General features: G+C 61.3%; 15 protein-coding genes. 4 read left to right on the plus strand and 11 right to left on the minus strand.

What is annotated here, in order from left to right:
- Window positions 1–308: 308 nt before the first annotated feature.
- From QMX97_RS26660 to QMX97_RS26670, 3 genes are read right to left on the minus strand one after another with little or no spacing between them, the layout of a single operon-like run.
- A complete protein-coding gene (locus tag QMX97_RS26660; protein WP_282397886.1) occupies window positions 309–860 on the minus strand; it encodes a GNAT family N-acetyltransferase in 552 nt (183 codons plus the stop codon).
- A 5-nt stretch (window positions 861–865) separates the two neighbouring features.
- Window positions 866–1327, minus strand: coding sequence for an LEA type 2 family protein (locus QMX97_RS26665; protein WP_106804151.1), 462 nt, complete (start codon window positions 1325–1327; stop codon window positions 866–868).
- Between the two features lie 13 nt (window positions 1328–1340).
- Window positions 1341–2768 (minus strand): nucleobase:cation symporter-2 family protein, encoded by a 1428-nt coding sequence (locus QMX97_RS26670; RefSeq protein WP_282397887.1) that lies wholly within the window; start codon window positions 2766–2768, stop codon window positions 1341–1343.
- 233 nt (window positions 2769–3001) lie between these two features.
- Between QMX97_RS26670 and QMX97_RS26675 the strand changes: the two genes are divergently transcribed.
- Window positions 3002–4627 (plus strand): methyl-accepting chemotaxis protein, encoded by a 1626-nt coding sequence (locus tag QMX97_RS26675; RefSeq protein WP_282397888.1) that lies wholly within the window; start codon window positions 3002–3004, stop codon window positions 4625–4627.
- Window positions 4628–4718: 91 nt separating this feature from the next.
- On the opposite strand, the gene QMX97_RS26680 is transcribed toward QMX97_RS26675, so the two are convergent.
- The 5 genes from QMX97_RS26680 to QMX97_RS26700 all read right to left on the minus strand — a co-directional run bounded on the left by QMX97_RS26680 (window position 4719) and on the right by QMX97_RS26700 (window position 9838).
- Entirely contained in the window at window positions 4719–5696 is a 978-nt protein-coding gene (locus tag QMX97_RS26680) for an NAD(P)-dependent oxidoreductase (RefSeq protein ID WP_282397889.1), read from the minus strand.
- Window positions 5693–6991: an MFS transporter gene (locus QMX97_RS26685; RefSeq protein ID WP_065906536.1), complete on the minus strand. Its 1299-nt coding sequence runs from the start codon at window positions 6989–6991 to the stop codon at window positions 5693–5695. Before QMX97_RS26685 ends, QMX97_RS26680 begins: the two co-directional genes overlap by 4 nt.
- A 45-nt stretch (window positions 6992–7036) precedes the next feature.
- Window positions 7037–7978: a sugar kinase gene (locus tag QMX97_RS26690; protein ID WP_201144179.1), complete on the minus strand. Its 942-nt coding sequence runs from the start codon at window positions 7976–7978 to the stop codon at window positions 7037–7039.
- On the minus strand, window positions 7971–8753 hold the full coding sequence (locus QMX97_RS26695; RefSeq protein WP_106804146.1) for a TIM barrel protein: 783 nt from the start codon (window positions 8751–8753) through the stop codon (window positions 7971–7973). Before QMX97_RS26695 ends, QMX97_RS26690 begins: the two co-directional genes overlap by 8 nt.
- Window positions 8754–8824: 71 nt before the next feature.
- On the minus strand, window positions 8825–9838 hold the full coding sequence (locus QMX97_RS26700) for a LacI family DNA-binding transcriptional regulator (protein ID WP_282397890.1): 1014 nt from the start codon (window positions 9836–9838) through the stop codon (window positions 8825–8827).
- A gap of 304 nt (window positions 9839–10142) precedes the next feature.
- Here QMX97_RS26700 and QMX97_RS26705 point away from each other — a divergent pair, with 304 nt between their 5' ends.
- From QMX97_RS26705 to QMX97_RS26715, 3 genes are all read left to right on the plus strand, one after another.
- The gene (locus QMX97_RS26705) at window positions 10143–12053 is read left to right on the plus strand and encodes a hypothetical protein (protein WP_106804144.1); all 1911 of its coding nucleotides are present in this window, start codon (window positions 10143–10145) and stop codon (window positions 12051–12053) included.
- Window positions 12054–12262: 209 nt separating this feature from the next.
- Entirely contained in the window at window positions 12263–14260 is a 1998-nt protein-coding gene (locus QMX97_RS26710) for a hypothetical protein (protein WP_282397891.1), read from the plus strand.
- 214 nt (window positions 14261–14474) lie between these two features.
- Window positions 14475–16748, plus strand: a complete 2274-nt coding sequence (locus QMX97_RS26715; protein ID WP_282397892.1) for an autotransporter outer membrane beta-barrel domain-containing protein — start codon at window positions 14475–14477, stop codon at window positions 16746–16748.
- 52 nt (window positions 16749–16800) lie between these two features.
- Here the strand turns inward: QMX97_RS26715 and QMX97_RS26720 are convergent, their stop codons facing one another.
- The 3 genes from QMX97_RS26720 to QMX97_RS26730 all read right to left on the minus strand — a co-directional run bounded on the left by QMX97_RS26720 (window position 16801) and on the right by QMX97_RS26730 (window position 19007).
- Window positions 16801–17400, minus strand: coding sequence for a LysE family translocator (locus tag QMX97_RS26720; protein ID WP_282397893.1), 600 nt, complete (start codon window positions 17398–17400; stop codon window positions 16801–16803).
- 54 nt (window positions 17401–17454) lie between these two features.
- Window positions 17455–18294 carry an AraC family transcriptional regulator gene (locus tag QMX97_RS26725; RefSeq protein ID WP_282397894.1) on the minus strand — a complete coding sequence of 280 codons (840 nt, stop codon included), beginning with the start codon at window positions 18292–18294 and terminating at the stop codon, window positions 17455–17457.
- A gap of 71 nt (window positions 18295–18365) precedes the next feature.
- Window positions 18366–19007, minus strand: a complete 642-nt coding sequence (locus QMX97_RS26730; RefSeq protein ID WP_065906555.1) for a DUF1345 domain-containing protein — start codon at window positions 19005–19007, stop codon at window positions 18366–18368.
- Between the last annotated feature and the right edge of the window lie 92 nt (window positions 19008–19099).

The following is a 19099-nucleotide window of genomic DNA, read 5'->3' on the forward strand; positions in this document are numbered from 1 at the left end:
GGGCTTGCCCGCGAATGCGGTGGGTCAGTCAAATCACCAGTGGCTGACACGCCGCCTTCGCGAGCAAGCCCGCTCCCACATTTTTGGACCGTGGCGACTGTGGTCCAGCGATTCTCCATGGATCTGGATGCCAATCGCTCAAGAGCCAATGACAATCATGAGCTGCGAGTTCTCCAGGCCGACAAAGTTCTTCCTCGCTTGCGCTAACCCCTGTGGGAGCGGGCTTGCCCGCGAATGCGGTGGGTCAGTTAAATCACCAGTGACTGACACGCCGCCTTCGCGAGCAAGCCCGCTCCCACAGGGGTTGTTCAGCGTTGAGGAGATTTGCTTTCCAGCCATTCCTCACGGGTCATTTCCCAGATATCGCGTGGGAAGAAGCCTTCGACGAATTCACCGTGATCGGTCCTGATCAAACGCATGCCCGTGCGCTCGGAAATCCGCCGTGACCCCAGGTTCGGCGCAGCCTTGGGCACGCGCATGACCGCTCGCTTGAGTACGCCGAACCAGTAGTCGGTCACCGCCGCGCTGGCTTCGGTCATCAACCCTTGCCCCTGCCACTGCGGGCCCAGCCAGAAACCGCGATTGTTGTCGTGCTCGTCCATCAGGCTGACGTTGCCGATCAGTTGCCCAGGCGCTTCTTTCAGGCGGATCGACCAGTGCCATTCCTCGCCACGGGCCATGGCGGGCAAGGCGATCTGTTCCAGGTAGGTGCGCGCGCCGTCGGCCGGGTAGGGCCAGGGCACCAGGGCGTTGAGGTAGCGCACCACGTCCCAATGCGCGAATTGCTGCTGGATCCCGTCGGCGTCGTCCAGGGTCAGCGGGCGCAAAATCAGGCGTTCGGTGAATAGCGTCGGCTGCATGGCGGTTACCAGGTCGCGGTGTTCGGCAGGTCCAGGGTGCCCCGGTCCACGAAGCGCATCGTGCCGAACAGGCCGCCTGCGAGTTTGCCGCGCAGCACGTAGGGCAGGTTATTGAGGCTTTGGGTCTGGCTCAGGCCGAGGGTCTGGCGTAACACTGAAAACGCCGAAACGCTGACCGGCACCGTCAGAACAGTCTCGGAAAACCGCGGGATGCTTCCGCCCTGATCACTCACCCCCGACGCCAGCGGCCGGCCATTGACCTCCAGGTCCAGGGCCACGCCGGTGTAGTCGATCGCCGTTTCATTGGGGTTCTGCACCCGCAGCTTCACGGCGAAGCGCACTTCCAGGTCCTGGCTTTGCAGCGGCTCGATGCCGACCACGTTGATGTTCACCGGGTCGCGGTTGGGGAACAGCGCGCAGGCGCTCAAGGTCAGCAGCAACAGCGATACAACCATGAGCTTGCGCATTTGAAAGGGGCTCCTATTGGGTGACGTCCGGATCCTGCATGACCTTGAGGGTAGAGGACTCCGGATCAAATTCATCTTCTTCCAGCTCTATGAACTCTTCCGGCAGGAAAATGTTCAGCAGGATTGCACAGAACGCACCCACGGTGATCGGCGACTCGAAGATGTTGTGCAGCGCTTTTGGCAGCTCGCGCAGCACTTCCGGCACGGCGGCGACGCCCAGGCCCATGCCCAGCGAGATCGCCACGATCAGCACGTTGCGCCGATGCAGCCCGGCTTCGGCGAGGATCTTGATGCCGGCCACGGCCACGGTGCCGAACATGATCAGCGTGGCGCCGCCCAGCACCGGCTTGGGCATCAGTTGCAGCACTGCGCCGATCATCGGGAACAGCCCCAGCAGCACCAGCAGGCCGGCGATGAAGTACGCCACGTAGCGACTGGCGACGCCGGTCAGCTGGATCACGCCGTTGTTCTGCGCGAAGGTCACCATCGGCAGGCTGTTGAAGGTGGCGGCCATGGCCGAGTTGAGGCCGTCGGCCAGCAAGCCCGACTTGATGCGCTTGATGTACAGCGGGCCCTTGACCGGTTGCTGGGAAATCATCGAGTTGGCCGTCAGGTCACCGGCGGCTTCCAGCGGCGAAATCAGGAAGATCACCGCCACCGGGATAAACGCCACCCAGTCAAACGAAAAGCCGTACTTGAACGGCACCGGCACGCTGATCAGCGGCACCTGGGGCAGGGCAGCCATGTCGACGCGGCCCAGCCACCAGGCGACGACAAAGCCGAGGGTCAGGCCGATCACGATCGAGCCCAGGCGCAGGAACGGGTTATTGAAGCGGTTGAGCACCACGATGGTCAGCAGTACCAGGGCCGCGAGCCCCATATTGCTGGCGGCGCCGAGGTCGCTGGCGCCAAATCCGCCGGCCATGTCGGTGACTGCTACCTTGATCAGCGACAGGCCCATCAGGGTAATGATGGTGCCGGTCACCACCGGGGTGATCAGCTTGCGCAGCTTGCCGATGAACTGGCTGAGCACCACTTCGATAAACGCCGCGAAAAAGCAGATGCCGAAGATCGTCGAGAGGATCTCATCGGTGCCGCCGCCGCGCGCCTTGACCATGAAGCCGGCGCTGAGAATCACACTGATAAACGAGAAACTGGTGCCTTGCAGGCACAGCAGTCCGGAGCCGATCGGGCCGAATGTGCGCGCTTGCACAAAGGTGCCGAGCCCGGACACGAACAACGCCATGCTCACCAGATACGGCACTTCGCTTTCCAGGCCGAGCACGCCGCCGACGATCAGGGTCGGGGTGATGATGCCGACAAAACTGGCCAGCACATGTTGCAACGCCGCAAAAATCGCCGCGGTGAAGTGCGGGCGGTCTTCCAGGCCGTAGATCAGGTCGGATTTATAACGGGGGCGGGGGGCTTGAGTGTCAGACAAAGTACGGGCCAGGCTGGGAAATGGAGGCGCAGGATGCCAGAAAGTGCCGGTCGTCAGAAGTGTGTAAATATATTTCGAAACACCCGCATTAATTTCTCAAGTCGGCCGATAGCCTGGACAGGCCCCACACACTTATTACAACAGTGGTGCCAGAGGTCCGAACAGCGCGTTGACGCTGACGGATCGTGTCGCGGCAGGGACGCTCGCCAACACTACTTCTTGAGAGCACCCCTATGTCCCTCCGTAATCTGAACATTGCTCCCCGCGCTTTCCTCGGTTTTGCGTTCATTGCGTTGCTTGTCATCGTCCTGGGTGTGTTTGCGGTCAACCGCATGACCACGATTCGCCAGTCGTCGCTGGACATGGGGACCAATCAGTTACCCAGCGTGAAGTTTCTCGGCACCATGACCGAAAATGTCCTGCGCCTGCGCATCCTGTCCTTTCGCATCCTGATCAATCGCGAGCCGGCGGCCCTGGACGAGGCCAAGACCCGCGTGGCGGTGCTGATGGACAAGGTCAAGCAGGCCCAGGCGGCTTACGCCGTGATGCCGGCCGGCCCTGAAGAAGCGGCCTTGTACAAGTCCTTCGCGGCGACGCTCGACAGTTATTTCGCCGCACAGGCTGAAATGATGTCGCTGTCCCAGCAAAACAAAGTCGATGAGATGCGCACGCTGATCAACACGCGGATCAAGGACGGTACCGACCTGATGGGCGAGCAGTTGAACAAGCTGATTGCGATCAACGGTGCCGATGCCGATCAGGCTGGCCGCGAAGCCGAGGACAGTTACCAGCAGGCCGTCAGCGGCATCATCATTGTGTCGGTGGTCGCTGCGCTGATGACCGTGCTGTTGGCCTGGCTGCTGACCCGCAGCATCGTCACCCCGTTGCGCAAGGCCGTGGAAGTGGCGGAAACCATCGCCGGCGGCAATTTGAGCAAAGTGATCGCGGATGACGGCAAGGATGAACCCGCCCGCTTGATCAGCGCGTTGGCGAGCATGCAAGCCAACCTGCGCCAGACTATCCAGCACATCGCCGGCTCGGCCACGCAACTGGCCTCGGCAGCGGAAGAGCTGAGCGCAGTCACCGAGGAAGCTTCGCGTGGCCTGCAGCAACAGAACAATGAGATCGACCAGGCCGCCACGGCCGTCAACGAAATGACCGCCGCCGTGGAAGAAGTCGCACGCAACGCGGTGTCTACCTCCGAAGCCTCCGGCCAATCCAACCAGGCCGCGCGGGAAGGGCGCGACCGTGTGGTGGAAACCGTCGGCGCGATCCAGACCATGACCCAGGATGTGCAAAACACGGCAGTGCTGATCGAAGGCCTGGCGTCCCAGGGCCGGGATATCGGCAAGGTGCTGGACGTGATCCGCGCGATTGCCGAGCAGACCAACCTGCTGGCGCTCAACGCCGCGATTGAAGCGGCACGTGCCGGTGAGGCGGGGCGCGGCTTTGCGGTGGTGGCGGACGAAGTGCGGGCCCTGGCCCATCGCACGGCGCAGTCGACCCAGGAAATCGAGAAGATGGTCGCCGGCATCCAGAACGGTACCGGTGAAGCCGTACAGTCGATGCAGCAGAGCAACCAACGCACCCAGAACACCCTGGAAATGGCGCGCGCCGCCGGCGTGGCCCTGGAGCAGATCACCCAGTCCATCAGCCTGATCAACGAGCGCAACCTGGTGATCGCCAGCGCATCGGAAGAACAGGCCCAGGTCTCGCGTGAAGTGGACCGTAACCTGGTGAACATCCGCGACCTGGCCACGCAGTCGGCGGCGGGTGCCAACCAGACCAGCGCGGCCAGCCATGAGCTGTCGCGCCTGGCGGTTGATTTGAACGGGATGGTTGCCAGGTTTGTAATCTGATTGGACGTACGGTCAACCCTGGTAGGCGCCGGCAAGCCGGCTCCTGCAGGGGGTGGGCGCGAGCCGATTATTCAGGCCATTTGTGCCGGGGTCATTGCTTCCAGGCCGTGGGGTTGACCAGGTTCTTCGGCCGTTCACCGGCCAACGCCGCGAGCAGATTGTCCACCGCGCACTGGGCCATCGCTTCGCGGGTTTCGTGGGTGGCCGAGCCGATATGCGGCGTGGCCACTACATTGTTCAGGCGTAGCAACGGCGAGTTGTGATCCAGCGGCTCGCGCTCGAACACGTCCAGTCCCGCCGCGCGAATCGTGCGTTTCTCCAACGCCTCGACCAGCGCCGCTTCGTCCACCACCTTGCCCCGCGAAATATTGATGAAGATCGTCTCCGGGCCCATCCGCGCGAACTGCTCGGCGCCGATGAGTTTCTCGGTTTCGGCCGTGAGCGGCAGGGTCAGGCAGACAAAGTCGGCCTGTTGCAGCAACGCATCCAGGCTGCGGTACTGCGCGCCAAAGCGCTTTTCCACGGCGGGCTTGGGCGCGTGGCTGTGGTAGATCACCGGCATGCCGAAGCCGAAATGCCCGCGCTGGGCCAGGGCCTCGCCAATGCGGCCCATGCCGATGATGCCGAGGGTCTTGCCGTGTACGTCAGTGCCGAAATGCGCCGGGCCGATATTCTTGTTCCACTGGCCGGCTCGCACCATGTCGGCCAGTTCGACCACGCGCCGGGCGGTGGCCAGGATCAGCGCGAAGCCAGTGTCGGCGGTGGTTTCAGTGAGCACGTCCGGGGTGTTGCTAAGCAGGATGCCGCGTTGGGTCAGGTAGTCGATGTCGTAGTTGTCGACGCCCACCGACACACTGGCCACCGCTTCCAATTGCGGCGCCAGGTCGAGCAATTGCGCATCCAGGCGCAGGCTGGCGCCGAGCAATCCATGGGCGCCGGGCAGGGCGTCGCGCAGCTTGGCCAGGCCGGTCTGGTCCAGCGCTTCGATCAGGGTGACGTCGGCCTGCTCATGCAAGCGCGCCATCAAGGGGGCGGAGAGTTTCTTGTACAGCACGACAGATTTTTTCATGAGGTTTTGGCCTTCAATTCAAGGGTGGGCAACGGCGCACGTTCACGGTCGCTGGCGCCGGGCTTGAGGAAAATCGTCAGCACCACTGACAGCAGCAACGCGCCGCTCATCAGCAGGTACGAGGCGCCGGGCGAGCCGGTGCTGCTATTGAGGTAACCCACCAGGTACGAGCCACCGAACGAGCCCAGGGCGCCCATGCTGTTGATCAGCGCCATGGCGCCCCCGGCGACGTTGGCCGGGAGGATTTCCGGCACAATCGCGAAAAACGGGCCGTAGGGCGCGTACATGCAGGCGCCGGCAATCACCAGCAGGGTGTAGGACCACCAGAAGTGTTCGGCGCCGAGCACGTAGGACGCATAGAACGCGATGGAGGCAATCAGCAGCGGCGGCCAGACGAAGCGTTTGCGCTTTTGCAGTTTGTCCGAGCCCCAGGACACCGCCAGCATGGCAATCACCGCCGCCAGGTAAGGCAGGGCCGACAGCCAGCCGGCCTCGACCATGTCCATCTGCAAGCCTTTCTTGAGGATCGACGGCAGCCACAACACGAAGCCGTACACGCCGATGCTCCAGCAGAAGAACTGCAGCGCGAGGATGATGACTTTCGGCGAGCGGAACGCTTCGGCGTAGTTCTTCACCGCCTTGATCCCGACCTGCTCGGCGGCCAACGCGCTTTCCAGGTCTTTTTTATGCTGCTCGCTCAGCCACTTGGCGTCGGCGGGTTTTTCATCCGCCAGCTTCCACCAGATAAACGCCCAGAGCACCGCCGGCAGGCCTTCGATGATGAACATCCAGCGCCAGCTGAAATGCTGTACCAGATACCCCGAGACCACCGACATCCACAGCATGGTCACCGGGTTGCCGAGGATCAGGAAGGTGTTGGCGCGCGAGCGTTCGGCACGTGTAAACCAGTGGCACAGGTACACCAGCATCGCCGGCATCACGGCGGCCTCGACCACGCCAAGCATGAAGCGAATGACGATCAGCATGTAGGCGTTGGACACCACGCCTGTCAGCGTGGCCAGCCCGCCCCAGAGGATCAGGCTGACGAAGATCAGTTTTTTAACGCTGCGCTTTTGCGCGTAGATCGCCCCCGGCACCTGGAAGAAAAAGTAGCCAAGGAAAAACAATGCACCCAGCAGCGATGACATGCCGGGGGTGATCATCAGGTCTTCGGCCATCCCGGAGGCGGCGGCGAAGCCGTAGTTGGCGCGGTCCAGGTACGCCAGGCTGTAGGTGATAAAAACGATGGGCATGATGTACCACCAACGACGGGTGGCGAGTTTCACGGTTTCCATGGGGTTGCTCCTGAGCTTGTTGTAGTTGTGGCAACAGGTGATGGGTCAGGCAACGGATCGGTTGGGCAATTCTTCGCGCTTGGGTAAACCTTCCATGTCGCCGCGACTCTGCACGGCGCGGCTGCCGATCCAGTTGCCGCGCTGGACTGCCTCGGGAAAGCTGAGGTTTTCCAGCAGGGCACTGATCATGCCCACGGCAAAGCCATCGCCGGCACCCACGGTGTCGACGACCTTTTCGACCGGCACGGCGGCAACAAAGCCTTTGTCCATCTGCGTACGGAAGTAGGCGCCGTCCGGGCCGAGCTTGATCGCCACGGCTTCGGCGCCCTGGTCGAGGTAAAACGCGGCGATATCGGCCGGGTCGTCATAACCGGTGAGCAAGCGGCCTTCGCCCAGGCCCGGCAGGACCCAGTCGGCCAAGGCCGCCAGTGCGTTGATGGCGCTGATCATCTGCGCCTGGCTGGCCCACAGCGAAGGGCGCAGGTTCGGGTCGAACGACACGCTGCGTCCGGCCTTGCGCATTTGGGTCATCAGTTCAACGGACAGCTCGTGGGTAGCGTCAGAAAGCGCCGGCGGAATCCCGGTGGCGTGCAAGTGACGCGCCTGCAGCAGCGCCGGGCTGATGGCGGCGATGGACAAGCGGCTGGCCGCCGAGCCTTTGCGGAAATACTCCACCTGCGGGTCAGCGCCGGCTTCTTCGCGGGACTTGAGTTGAAAGCCGGTCGGGTGCAGCGGGTCGACCGCCACATGCCGGCAATCCAGGCCTTCATTTTTGAGCGTGTCGACCACAAACCGCCCGAGGGAATCATTGCCCACCCGGCTCAGCCAGGCCACGTTGAAACCCAGGCGCGACAGGCCGATGGCGACATTGCTGTCGGCCCCGGCGATACGTTTGTGAAACTGCGCCACCTGGGCCAGGTCGCCGGTCTGCTCGGCGACAAACATCGCCATGGTTTCACCAAACGAGAGGATATCGATCTCAGACATGCGCATTCTCCGCAGGCGGTTGGCCAAGGTGGGCGAGGGTGGCGACCTGCTGTGCGGTGACCGCGACCAGGTCATCGCCCTGCAGCGGGAATTCCACGGCCCGGGTAATACCTTGAGTCATGTGTTTGAGCAGTTGTTCCCACAGATGCAGGTCGGTGGCGCCAGGCGGCAGCGCCACCAGCTTGCCGTCTGCGCGGCGCGCCACGGCCTTGCAGTGCAGGTAGTCGACGTGCCGGCCCAACAGGCGCGCGGCGGTCAGTGCGGATTGGTCCTGCCACTGCCAGTTGCCGATGTCGAAGGTCATCTTCACCGGCAGGCCTTGGCGTTCGACCTCGGTGAAAAACCGCTGCATCGGCTCGATGCGCCCGCCGTACAGGGTCTGGTCGTTTTCCACCAACAGCTTGACCGAGTGACGGTTGAGCAGGGCGTGCAGGCTTTCCAGGTCGTTGGTATCGGTGAAATAACCCAGCGAGACTTTCAGCCAGCGCGCCCCGAAGGCCTGGGCGCGGTCCAGGGTCGCGCTCAATTCGGCATTCGGCTGCGCACGGCCGGCGACCCACAGTTCCAGCGGCGATGAAAACACGCACTCCAGGCCCTGCGCAGCAGCGGCTTCGGCCAGTTGCGCGGGTTGTTCGTGGGTCAGCAGTTCTTCACGCCATTCGATGCGCTGGGCACCGGCGGAGGCCAGCAATTGGACAAAACTCAACTGGCCCTGCTGGCGGACCAGGTCGGCGCCGTAGCTGGAAAGGCTGATGGAGACGGGGTATTTATGCATTGTTGTCTACCTCTGAAACCGGTTTCATTTTTATACGCAAATCAACGCTGCAGGAGGCGGCAAGCCGGCTCCTACGTGGGGGTTGTGGAGCCTCGGACAATCAGTTGGGGCAAGAAATCCAGGGTGCGAGTCGGCTCGGTATCACCGCGCAGGCGCTTGAGCAGACAGTCGAAGGCGCTGGCGCCAATCGCCTCGGTCGGTTGGGCGAGGGCGGTGATGCCGGTGCCTACCAGCGGGTACCAGTCCAGGTCATCGAGGGCGATCAAGCCGACGTCGGCAAACAGCTCGCTGCCCAATGCCTTGAGGGCGCGGGTGCAGGCCAGTGCGGCGATGCCGTTGGCGCAGAACAAAGCCTTGCGGCCGGGTTTGGCGAGAAAGCGCTGCAGGCGCTGTTGCAACTGGTCATCCAGTTCCACGATGGCGCCGGTCAATGCCGGACGCCGGGCGATTTCGGCCTTGAAGCTGTCCAGGCGTTCCAGGCGTGAACTGGTGCCATCGGTGGCTTCGCTCACCAGCAACACATCGCGGTAACCCTGCTGTTCCAGGTGCTCCACCGCCATGCGCACCGCCGCCGGGTTATCCAGGCCGACCAGGTCGCTGTGCAGCGGCTCGAGCTTGCGGTCCACCAGCACCAGGGGCATTTCGCGTTGCAGTTCCAGCAGTTGGTCGAGGTGATGGCCGAGGGTGTTCACGATCAGCCCTTCGATGTTGTAGGCGCGCAATGCTGCCAGGTGCTGGCGCTCCTGGGCGTCATCGCGGTCGGTGTTGCACACCACCAGGCTGTAGCCGTGCTGGCGGCAGGCGGTTTCGACACCATGCATCACGGCAATGGAATAGGGGTTGCGGATATCGGCCACCAGCATGCCGATCAGGCGCGTGCGGCCACGCTTCAAGCCACGCGCCATCTGGTTGGGGCGGTAGCCGAGTTCGTCGATGGCTTGTTCGATGCGCAGGGCGATGGCATCGGAGAGCAAGGCGCGGTCATCGCCGATAAAACGCGACACGCTGGCCTTGGACACACCCGCGCGCTCGGCCACGTCAAGCATGGTCACACGGCTGCGCTGGGCGGCGGAAAATGAATTCACGACGGTTGCACCTTTTTATTCGAGTCAAGGGCTACAGTGACCGTGGTGCTGGCCCTGAAACCGGTTTCAGGAAACACCATCGACGACCATTCCGTCAAGGGCGGGTGACGATAGTCCTGGTCTTCATCCCGAACCAATCCGACGAATGGCGAGTAGTACCTGTTACTTCTGACAGTATCGGAGGTGTGCGTTTGAGCGCTTAATTCTCTCCAGGATAATTGCGAGGGAAGAGAAAATGCCCAGCTCACACAAACCAGCCGCCCAACCGGGTGTACGGTCTACCAAGGAGGGAGAGGCTCGCGTATTGCCGACTTTCGACGAGGTGGTAGGGGTCGATCCTGCGGACCCGGAAGGGCTGATTCCTCTGCCGGTATCGCTGCAACCGCTGCAGTGCCGTATTCCCCAGTGGGTGCCAGGTCCCTCAGTGGGCAGAACCCATGTCCTCACGTTGTGGTGGCGGGTGCGCGGCGTGGAAGTCGAAGCTGACTCGCAGTCGTTTACCGGGCCGCTGGATCCGGCGCTTTTTCCGTACTCCTTATATGTCCCTGTCGACTTCATGCGGGAACTCGATGCGGTGGTAGAGGCGTTTTATACGGTGACGGATGAAGGCGGCTTCGCGACGCCATCGTTTCCCTGGACGCTGACGGTGGATAACAACCCGCCAAGGTTTCAGGATCCGGACGACAAGGCGCGGTTTGTCGACCCTGCCATAGAGGCGTCCGGCATCACCGAAGCCGTGTTGGCCGCCAACCCGTTCATCGAAGTCGAGATACTGGCCTACATTGGCCGCGCGGCTCGTGATCTGGTCGGTTATTACCTGAGCAATAACACACCGCCGTTTCCGCCCATCCAGACGGGCAGGCAGGAATTTCCATTGATCACCGATCCGCTGATTCTGCGGATTCCTGCCGAGCATTTTCGCGGCCTCAGTAACGGGATCGCCTATTTGCAATACCGCTTATACGATCGCGCCGGAAATTTTACGTTGGCGTTCAGTGCTCCGATGGATTTCCAGGTGAACCTGATTGCTGATCCGAGCAGCTTGCCTGCGCCTGATATTCGTCCTCCTGCCTATCTGGACTTCCTGATCAAGCGTGATGATGCGCGAGCGCGGGTCGCGGCGCGGATTCCCCGTGAATACGATGATTTTGCAGCGGGCGACCGTGTCGTGATGTTCTGTGACGGTCGCCCTGTGCTGCCGGCAATACCTATCACCGGCTTCCCATTTCCGGTCGAGATACCCTGGGATATCTTGCGCGGGTCCGGCCCTCTGGCGCGTACCGAGGTGCAAGTCAGGTACGAGATTCAACGTGCGGGGCGCCCACCCGTGCCTTCGCCGTCGAGTTTTTTCTGGGTCGACCTGACTATCGCCGGACAGGATCACGCCAATGCGCCCGCGCTGCTCAATACCACGCTGGAGCGGGTGGATGTGTACGGCAAAGGCTCTGGATTACACAATGAACTCGATTTTCGTGATGCGACGGCTGGCGCTGAGGTATGGGTACGCCTCTACCAGAACCCGGTGGCGGGAGAGCGGCTGGAGCTGTATTGGAACGGCGTGGGGCCGGTGGCCCACTATGAAGTGCAGCCGGGAGATATGTTCGACCAGCCGGTACCGTTCACGGATGTGCCCGGTAACGTGATTGTCAGCGGTGGTAATTTACCGGACTTGCCGGTGTATTACACCACCAGTAACGGGGTGAACGAACAGCATTCAGACTCGACGCCCGTCAATGTTCATGCGGCGCCGCTGATTCAGTTTGATGCCCCATTGATACAACATACCCTGCACGGTCCTGTCAACTATCTTACTTGCGAATCGCGCCCGGCTATTTGCCATGGCGTGTATTGGTTCATACGCGATGACAGTCGATTTCAAACGGGGGATGAAATTCAATTTTTTTGGCAAGGTTATACAAAGAATAACGGCGAAGAGCCGATTGCAGATACTGACTTCAGCGTAACGGTTAATTATGTCGCCAACGGGCAAGCGGTCAGGGTGTGGCCGTGGGACACGAAGATTGAACCGATGCGTAGATTTGCATCGGCGATCGCCAGGTTTTTCGTGCTTCGGCGGGGTGTTGTGATAGGCCAGTCCGCCCAGAAGCTGGTGCGTATTGATCGCGTGTATCCCGGTTCAGGAAAGATTTGTCAGCCAGGCGATGAGGGTTTTTGTGATTCACTGGACGATGAATGCCCGAACAGTCAGGGATGATTGCAGGGAAGTTAGAACCCACTGATTTGTTTGAGTGAGCCTGTCTCCATCATTCAGCCGTGGATACACTTCGGTTGCGGAATCGCTTGAACTTTTTTTGTCGGTGAGTAGCGGTAGGGATAATAAGAAAGTTGCACATGCTGTGTGGATCTATGGGCGTCGTCGCGCGCTCGACAGAGTAATCTTTTATACCAAAGAGAGTGACTCACATGAAAAAGATAGTTCCCAAGTCCAAACAAACAGGTGTGGAGTCCACCCCGGTTCCCATTGTACTGCCTGCCCCGACTATTACCGGGTTGGTTGATCCGATCGAATACCCGGGCCTGATTTTCAGAGAAGCGGCCGATAAAAACTTTCTTGAAGTGGATATTCCGCTGTGGTCTCCCGCGCCTACCAATCCGTTAAGGCCCGATAGCCTGGATGTCCATCTTGATGATATCGGTGATTTCCAAACCGGGCGCATCATCAGTGAACCGGTATTTTTCCCACCGCCCATTCCGGACTTCTATACGGTCAATATTGCGCGGCGATTCCTCACTGAAGGTGATCACACGCTCAGCTACAGAGTCATCCAGGGCTCCGGGAATGACTCAGGCTCGTTTGAGGCGCCGCTGGTCATCGACCGAACCGCTCCCTACGACAGCATTCCCGACGGGCCTCGCCGTTTGACGCTACCGCCTGGATGGGCGGGCAGCGTCACTCAGACGCTGCTGGACGCAAACCCCACCGGCGTACCCTTCGGGATTCCAGCGTATGTCGCGGAGGGGGCCCAGCCCGGTGACAGATGGCGCCTGTACAACGGCGACTCACTGGAGGTTCTTGCGGAGGGTCCGGTGTTCCCCGACAGCGTGGTGCGCTTCACCCAGGCCCTGGCCGATATGGGGGATGGCCCTCGTAGGTTGAGGTACCGCTTGGTCGATGTCGCCGGCAATATCAGCGACGCTTCGTTCGAACTGCCTGTCACGGTGGGGTTGCGACCTGCGCCAGTACTCAGCCCGCCGGGTGTAAGGGATGCGCTTTCCTTGACGGGCGTGGGTGACCGCCTGATTAACCGTATCGATACCGCCGCCTCTTCCGGCATGTTTGTGATTATTCCGAATTACGACGCTGATCGTGCGAACGATCAACTGCTGGTGCGCCTGACCACCACGCATGGTTCCCGGGACGTAGGCCCCTACCCACTGGGTGGGTCTGCACTGCCGTACAACTTCCATGTGGGCTTTCAGACGCTGGTCGACTTGTACGCTACGAGTACCGGCAGGATCAACTTGAGGGTGGAATATGCGGTGGATCGAGGGGGGGTGATGCATTGGGTCCCCACGCCTACCAATATCGACCTCGACCTGCAGGTGGGGGGGCCGATCAACCCTTGGGAGCCTGAGCTGATCAACCCCAACCTGCCACTGCCAATCCTGACGGGGCGTGGCTCAGGGTTGACCAACGAATTGGATGAACGCGACTCACAGATGAATGCCGATGTCGTCGTACGCCTGTGGAGTGGTGCTCCGCCGCCGTCTGCAATGCGCTTCTGGATCAATCTGTTCTACCAAAACGAACTGGTCGATAGAAAAGAGGTGGACCCCGCGACCGCCATGCCCGGTGATGAGATCGACATGGAAGTGCCATTTCCGTTCATCCAGAAGCATTCCAACAATGTGATTCCACTGCGCTGGGAAATCGAGATCAGTGGGACCACCAACCGGGTTTCATCACCGTCCCAGGACATCAACGTCAATGCCAACGTGATTGCGTTCCCTCCACCCCGGGTCCCTAAGGCCTTGGAAGAGATCCCAGGTAGTGCGCCTGCAGAAATCGTGTGCAGCACGTTGCAAGGACCGGATCGCGAGGTGCATGTATTTGTGCCACCTCATGAACTGTTGGCGGTCGGCATGATTATCACGCTGAATTGGACGGGCTGCAGTGACAATGATGGCGCAGTCCCTATTCCTGCGGCGAGCGGGCCGTTTCTGTTCGGGCCATTGAACTTCGAGCAGACCCAGTTGGGCTTCACTGTCCCCGTCAGGCCTTACGAGACCTACGTGAAACCCATCAGTGCGGCAGCGCTGGATATGGGGTCGGTCAATATCACCTACACCGTACCCATCATTGGTACCCCATCTCCTGTTCTTTCCGCCGAAGCCATCCTGTTGGTGAGAGGGATTCGCCCAGGTCCGGTCTACTGTGACGGTTCACCTTGGCCGAGTTGAGAGCGGGCCTATGTCGTACTAAAAAGAGGAGCCTGGCTCCTCTTTTTTTTTGACCATTCAGGCGTCGGGCAACTCAGCTATTAATCGCAGATAAGTCCTACATACCCATTCCCCCTTCCTCACTAACCTGCGCCCCGTCATGACCTGGGCCTATCTCGCTTGGTGCCGGTCAATTCGTTCCCTTTCGGGAAGGTTCTTTACGGGTATACATGCAATGACTATCGATGCACGGTTCAAAAAACATCCTTTGGCCCTGGCGCTCCAGGTGCCTGCTGTCGGCCTCCTGTTGCTGGGCGCCACCTTCACCCATGCCACCACCACATTGCACCCAGGCTTGGAACGCACTATCGAGGCCGGTGTACGGGTGGACGACTGGATCATCAGCGAGAATGCCCACTTGACGTCCAACGGTGCCCAGATGCTTCAGTCGCGAGTGACTGCCGGTGCACTGACCCTGAACGCAGGTAGCAAGGCGCAGGACATTTACGCGACCCAGGGTTCGCAAATCAACCTCGACGGCGCATCGGTAGAAGCCCGCGGTACCGCCGCCTTTGCCATCAACCTGCAAGGCAGCAACGCCCAGATCAGGGGCAGCCAGGTCATCAATCACAACGGTGTCGGCCTCTTGGCTGCACGTAACTTCCTCACTGATGAGGGTTCGACAGCCACTGTTTTCGACAGCACTATCCTGGGCTCGACTGAAGGTGCGCGGGCCACCTCATTCAGCCAACTCGACTTCTTTGGCTCGGATGTCATTGCAACCGATGAGGATGGCATCGGCGTATTGTTGCTGGGCGGGGCCGCCAGTGCGGTCGCCAGCGTCATTACCGGTGGCGAGAATGGTGTACGCCTGAGTTATGAAAGTGCGGACATGAACAGCAGCAGCCTGGTATTAAACCGCTCGCATGTCGAAGGTCGCAACGGTGCCGCGCTATTGGTGGAAGGCGACGAATACGGCACGACCGAGGCGGATATCCACGTGCTCAACGGCTCGACCTTGAGCGGCGGCAACGGCAATATCCTGGAAGTCACCGGCGGCGCCAGCGCCAACATGAACGTCGACCGCAGCTTCCTGGTGGGTGACATCGTGGTCGAAGAGGGCGGCAGCGCGAAAGTGCAGCTCAACAATGGCTCCTGGCTGACCGGCCAGTTGAAGAACGTCGCCGAGTTGAGCGTCAACGATGCCTCCAATTGGGTATTGGTAGGCGACAGCAATGTCGACGCCTTGAAGATGGGCGGCGGCGCCGTGCACTTTGGTGGGCCGGATGAGTTCTACCAGTTGGACGTCAAGAGCCTGGAAGGCAACGGCACGTTCATCATGCACACCGACTTTGCCACCCACCAGACCGACTTCCTCAACGTGGAAGGCAAGGCCGAGGGGAACCACCGCCTGTTGTTGGACGCCACCGGTTCGGAACTGGCCAGCGGCAAGCCGATCAAGGTGGTGCATACCGAAGGCGGCGACGCACACTTTTCCCTGGTGGGCGACACCGTGGACATCGGCGCCTATGCCTATGGTCTGCAAAAGGACGGCAACGACTGGGAACTCGACCCGACGCGTCGCGGTACCAGCACCAGCGCCCACTCGGTACTGGCGTTGTTCAACAGTGCGCCGACCGTGTTGTACGGCGAATCGTCCATCCTGCGCACCCGCATGGGTGAATTGCGCTTCAGCGATGGCAAGGACAATGGCCTGTGGATGCGCAGCTACGGCAACAAATATGAGGTGGCCGCCAATAAAAACGGTGCCGGTTATGCGCAAACCCAGAAGGGCTTCACGATTGGCGCCGACGCGCCGTTGTCCGGCGGTGATGGTCAGTGGCTGGCCGGTGTCATGGCCGGTCACAGCAGCTCGGACCTGAACCTCACCCGTGGCAGTAAAGGCGAGGTCAAGAGCTACTACCTGGGTGCCTACGCCACATGGCTGGACGATGAGATCGGTCTGTATTTCGACGGTGTTGCCAAGCTCAACCGCTTGCACAACGACGTGAACGTGATCATGAGCGACGGCAAGAAAGCCAAGGGCAACTACGCGCAAAACGCCGTGGGGGCCTCGGCGGAATTGGGTCGCCATATCAAACTGGATAACGACTTCTTCATCGAACCCTACGGCCAGTTGTCGGCAACCATCACCCAGGCGCAGAGCTATGAGCTGTCCAACGGCCTGCAAGCCAAAGGTGATCGCTCCAGCTCCGTGGTCGGCAAGGTGGGCGTGACCACCGGCAAAAACATCCAGCTGGACAGCGGCGGTGTGTTGCAGCCGTACCTGCGCACCGCGCTCGCCCATGAGTTCGACCAGAGCAACAAGGTGTTCGTCAACGATCAGAGCTTCAACAATGATCTGTCGGGCTCGCGGATCGAGCTGGCGGCAGGCCTGGCCATGTCGGTGTCCAAGAACGTCAAGCTGCATGCGGATATTGAAACCAGCAAAGGCAAGAAGATCGACCAGCCTTGGGGCGTCAACTTCGGTGTGCGCTACGATTTCTAAGGCACACACGCACTTGCAAAGGGGAAGCTAGGGCTTCCCCTTTTTTGTGCCTTCAGATCAGTACGCCGAGCCAGGTCGAACCCAGCAGGAGCAAGGCCATGCACTGGTTGAAACGGCGTATGGCCTGCGTCGAGCGCAAGACCCGGCTGGAGCCTGCGCCCAGCATCGCCCAGGCGCCGAGACAGGGCAGGGAAATCAGGAAAAACACCAGCGACAGGATCAGTACCTGGTGCTGGCGGTCTGCGCCAGTGCCGGCGAACACGCTGACCACCGCCAATGCCATCATCCAGGTCTTGGGGTTGATCAATTGCAGGCTGGCGGCGCCCGTCAAGCCCAGGCGGTTTTGCGCCGATTGCGGGTCGATCGCGGTTGTCGGTGCGCGGAAAATCTGCCAGGCCAGGTAACTCAGCCACGCCACCCCAGCCCACTGCATCGCGCTTTGTACCCTGGGCAGTTGCACCAGCGACTGGCCCACGCCGGCCCCCACCAGCAGCACAATCCCCGCCGCACCGGCGCACGCCCCGAGGATGATCGGCAAGGCGGCCTTGAAGCCATACCGCGCGCTGTTGCTTAGCACCAGGATATTGGTGGGGCCGGGGGTGATGGAGGCGACGAAGGCGAACAGCATGAACGGCAGCAACGTGGGCAACATGGCGGGTGACTCCGGTAAACCAATCGATGGAGTCGATCTTCGCCAGCGCGCAGGTTACCTGTCTGGAAGATTTGAGCAGCGCTTGCGGTACGCGGCGGGCGTCAGGCCGTAGGCGCGCACGAACCAGCGACCGAGGTGGCTCTGGTCGGCAAAGCCCAGGGCGATTGCCACATCGGCCGGTTGCTCGCCCTTGGCCAGCCAGTGCCGGGCGCGCGCCAGGCGCAGTTGCACCAGATAGGCATGCGGCGGCAGGCCGAAGGCGCTCTTGAACGCGCGGGTCAGGCGGAAGCGGTCGACGCCACAGGCCAGCGCCAGTTCATCCATGCCGACGTCGTGATGCAGGTGGGCGTGCAGGTATTCTCGCGCCTTGTGGGCCACCCGCGGCAGGCGTGGATCCTCGCGGTAACGGCTGCGCCAGTGCAGTTGGGCCGTGAGGCGCTCGAGCAACTGGTCCATGGCCTGTTGCCGCACGATGCGCAGTTCGCCACTGTGCAGGGTCTGGAACGCCCGGCTGGTGGCAATGGCCAGGCGCGGGTCGCTGGTCAAGGTGTGGGCGAAACCCAGCTGGCTGTCGAGCGGCGCCTCTTCGAACACCGCACTCACTTCCCGCGCCAGCCACTGCGGGTCGAGGTAGAGCATGTGGTAGGTAAAGCCGTCCGGCGTGGGCGCATCGCCGTCATGCAACTCGCCGGGCTCGACCAGGAACACTTGGCCGGGCACGCTGTTGTGACGGGTGTGACGGCAGTTGAATTGCTGCACGCCTTGTTCAGTCACGCCGACCAGGTAGCTGTCGTGCCAATGGGGGTCGTAGGCATGCCCCTCGAAATGCGCGCGCAGGGTCTCGATGCCGGTGTCGGCGTCCTGGGACAGGTCGATCCAATTGCGTGCGGCCATAAGACACCGGGACGGAATGTGTAAGGGTATTAGCGCCCAGCGGCTCCAGGGCGTCTAGAAGGTTTGTGCAGCTAGCCGAACAGTCCGGCGGCGATATTGATCGAGAAACCCAGGATCGCGGTGTTGAACAGGAACCCGATCAACGACTGGCCCAGCACCACCTTGCGCATGCCCCGGGTGGCAACGCCGACGTCGGAGGTTTGCACCGCCACGCCGATGGTGAAGGAAAAATACAGGAAGTCCCAATAGTTGGGGGTCAGCAAGCCTTCGGCAAAACGCAGCGCCGGTTCCTTGCCCTCCCAGGTGTAATAGAGGCGGGCGTAATGCACGCTGAAAATCACCCCGATCAGCAGCCACGAACCGATCACCGTCAGCCCGGTAAAGCCGTAGTGCAGCAAGCGCTCGGACGTGGCCAGGTCCTTGCTGCCGACCAGCTCGAACGTGATGGTGGCCAAACTCGCGATGGCCGCGATGCACACCATGAACAGCACCAGCCCGGCGTTTTCATCCTCGATCTCGGCGATGCGTTTTACATCCTGGGCCTTGGCGCGGATGGTCAGCCACAGCATCAGCACCAGGTAGGTCCAGACCCCGGCGTTCCAGCCGATGAGAATTTTGCTCACGAGAGTATCCGCCGGCGCCAGGATGCCCACGGCAAGGCCGAGCACGGCGGCGGAAGAGAGGCGAGGGTGGGTACGGGCTAGAAACGGCATGGCAGCTCACACATGGCTATTTGTGAGCACCTTAGCGCATTCTGAAGCGGCTGGCCCAATGGTGAGCTTGTGGAGAGCGGGGGGGTATGGGG

Origin of the sequence: Pseudomonas sp. PS01298 (assembly GCF_029959745.1) — a bacterium.
Taxonomy (GTDB): domain Bacteria; phylum Pseudomonadota; class Gammaproteobacteria; order Pseudomonadales; family Pseudomonadaceae; genus Aquipseudomonas; species Aquipseudomonas aylmerensis.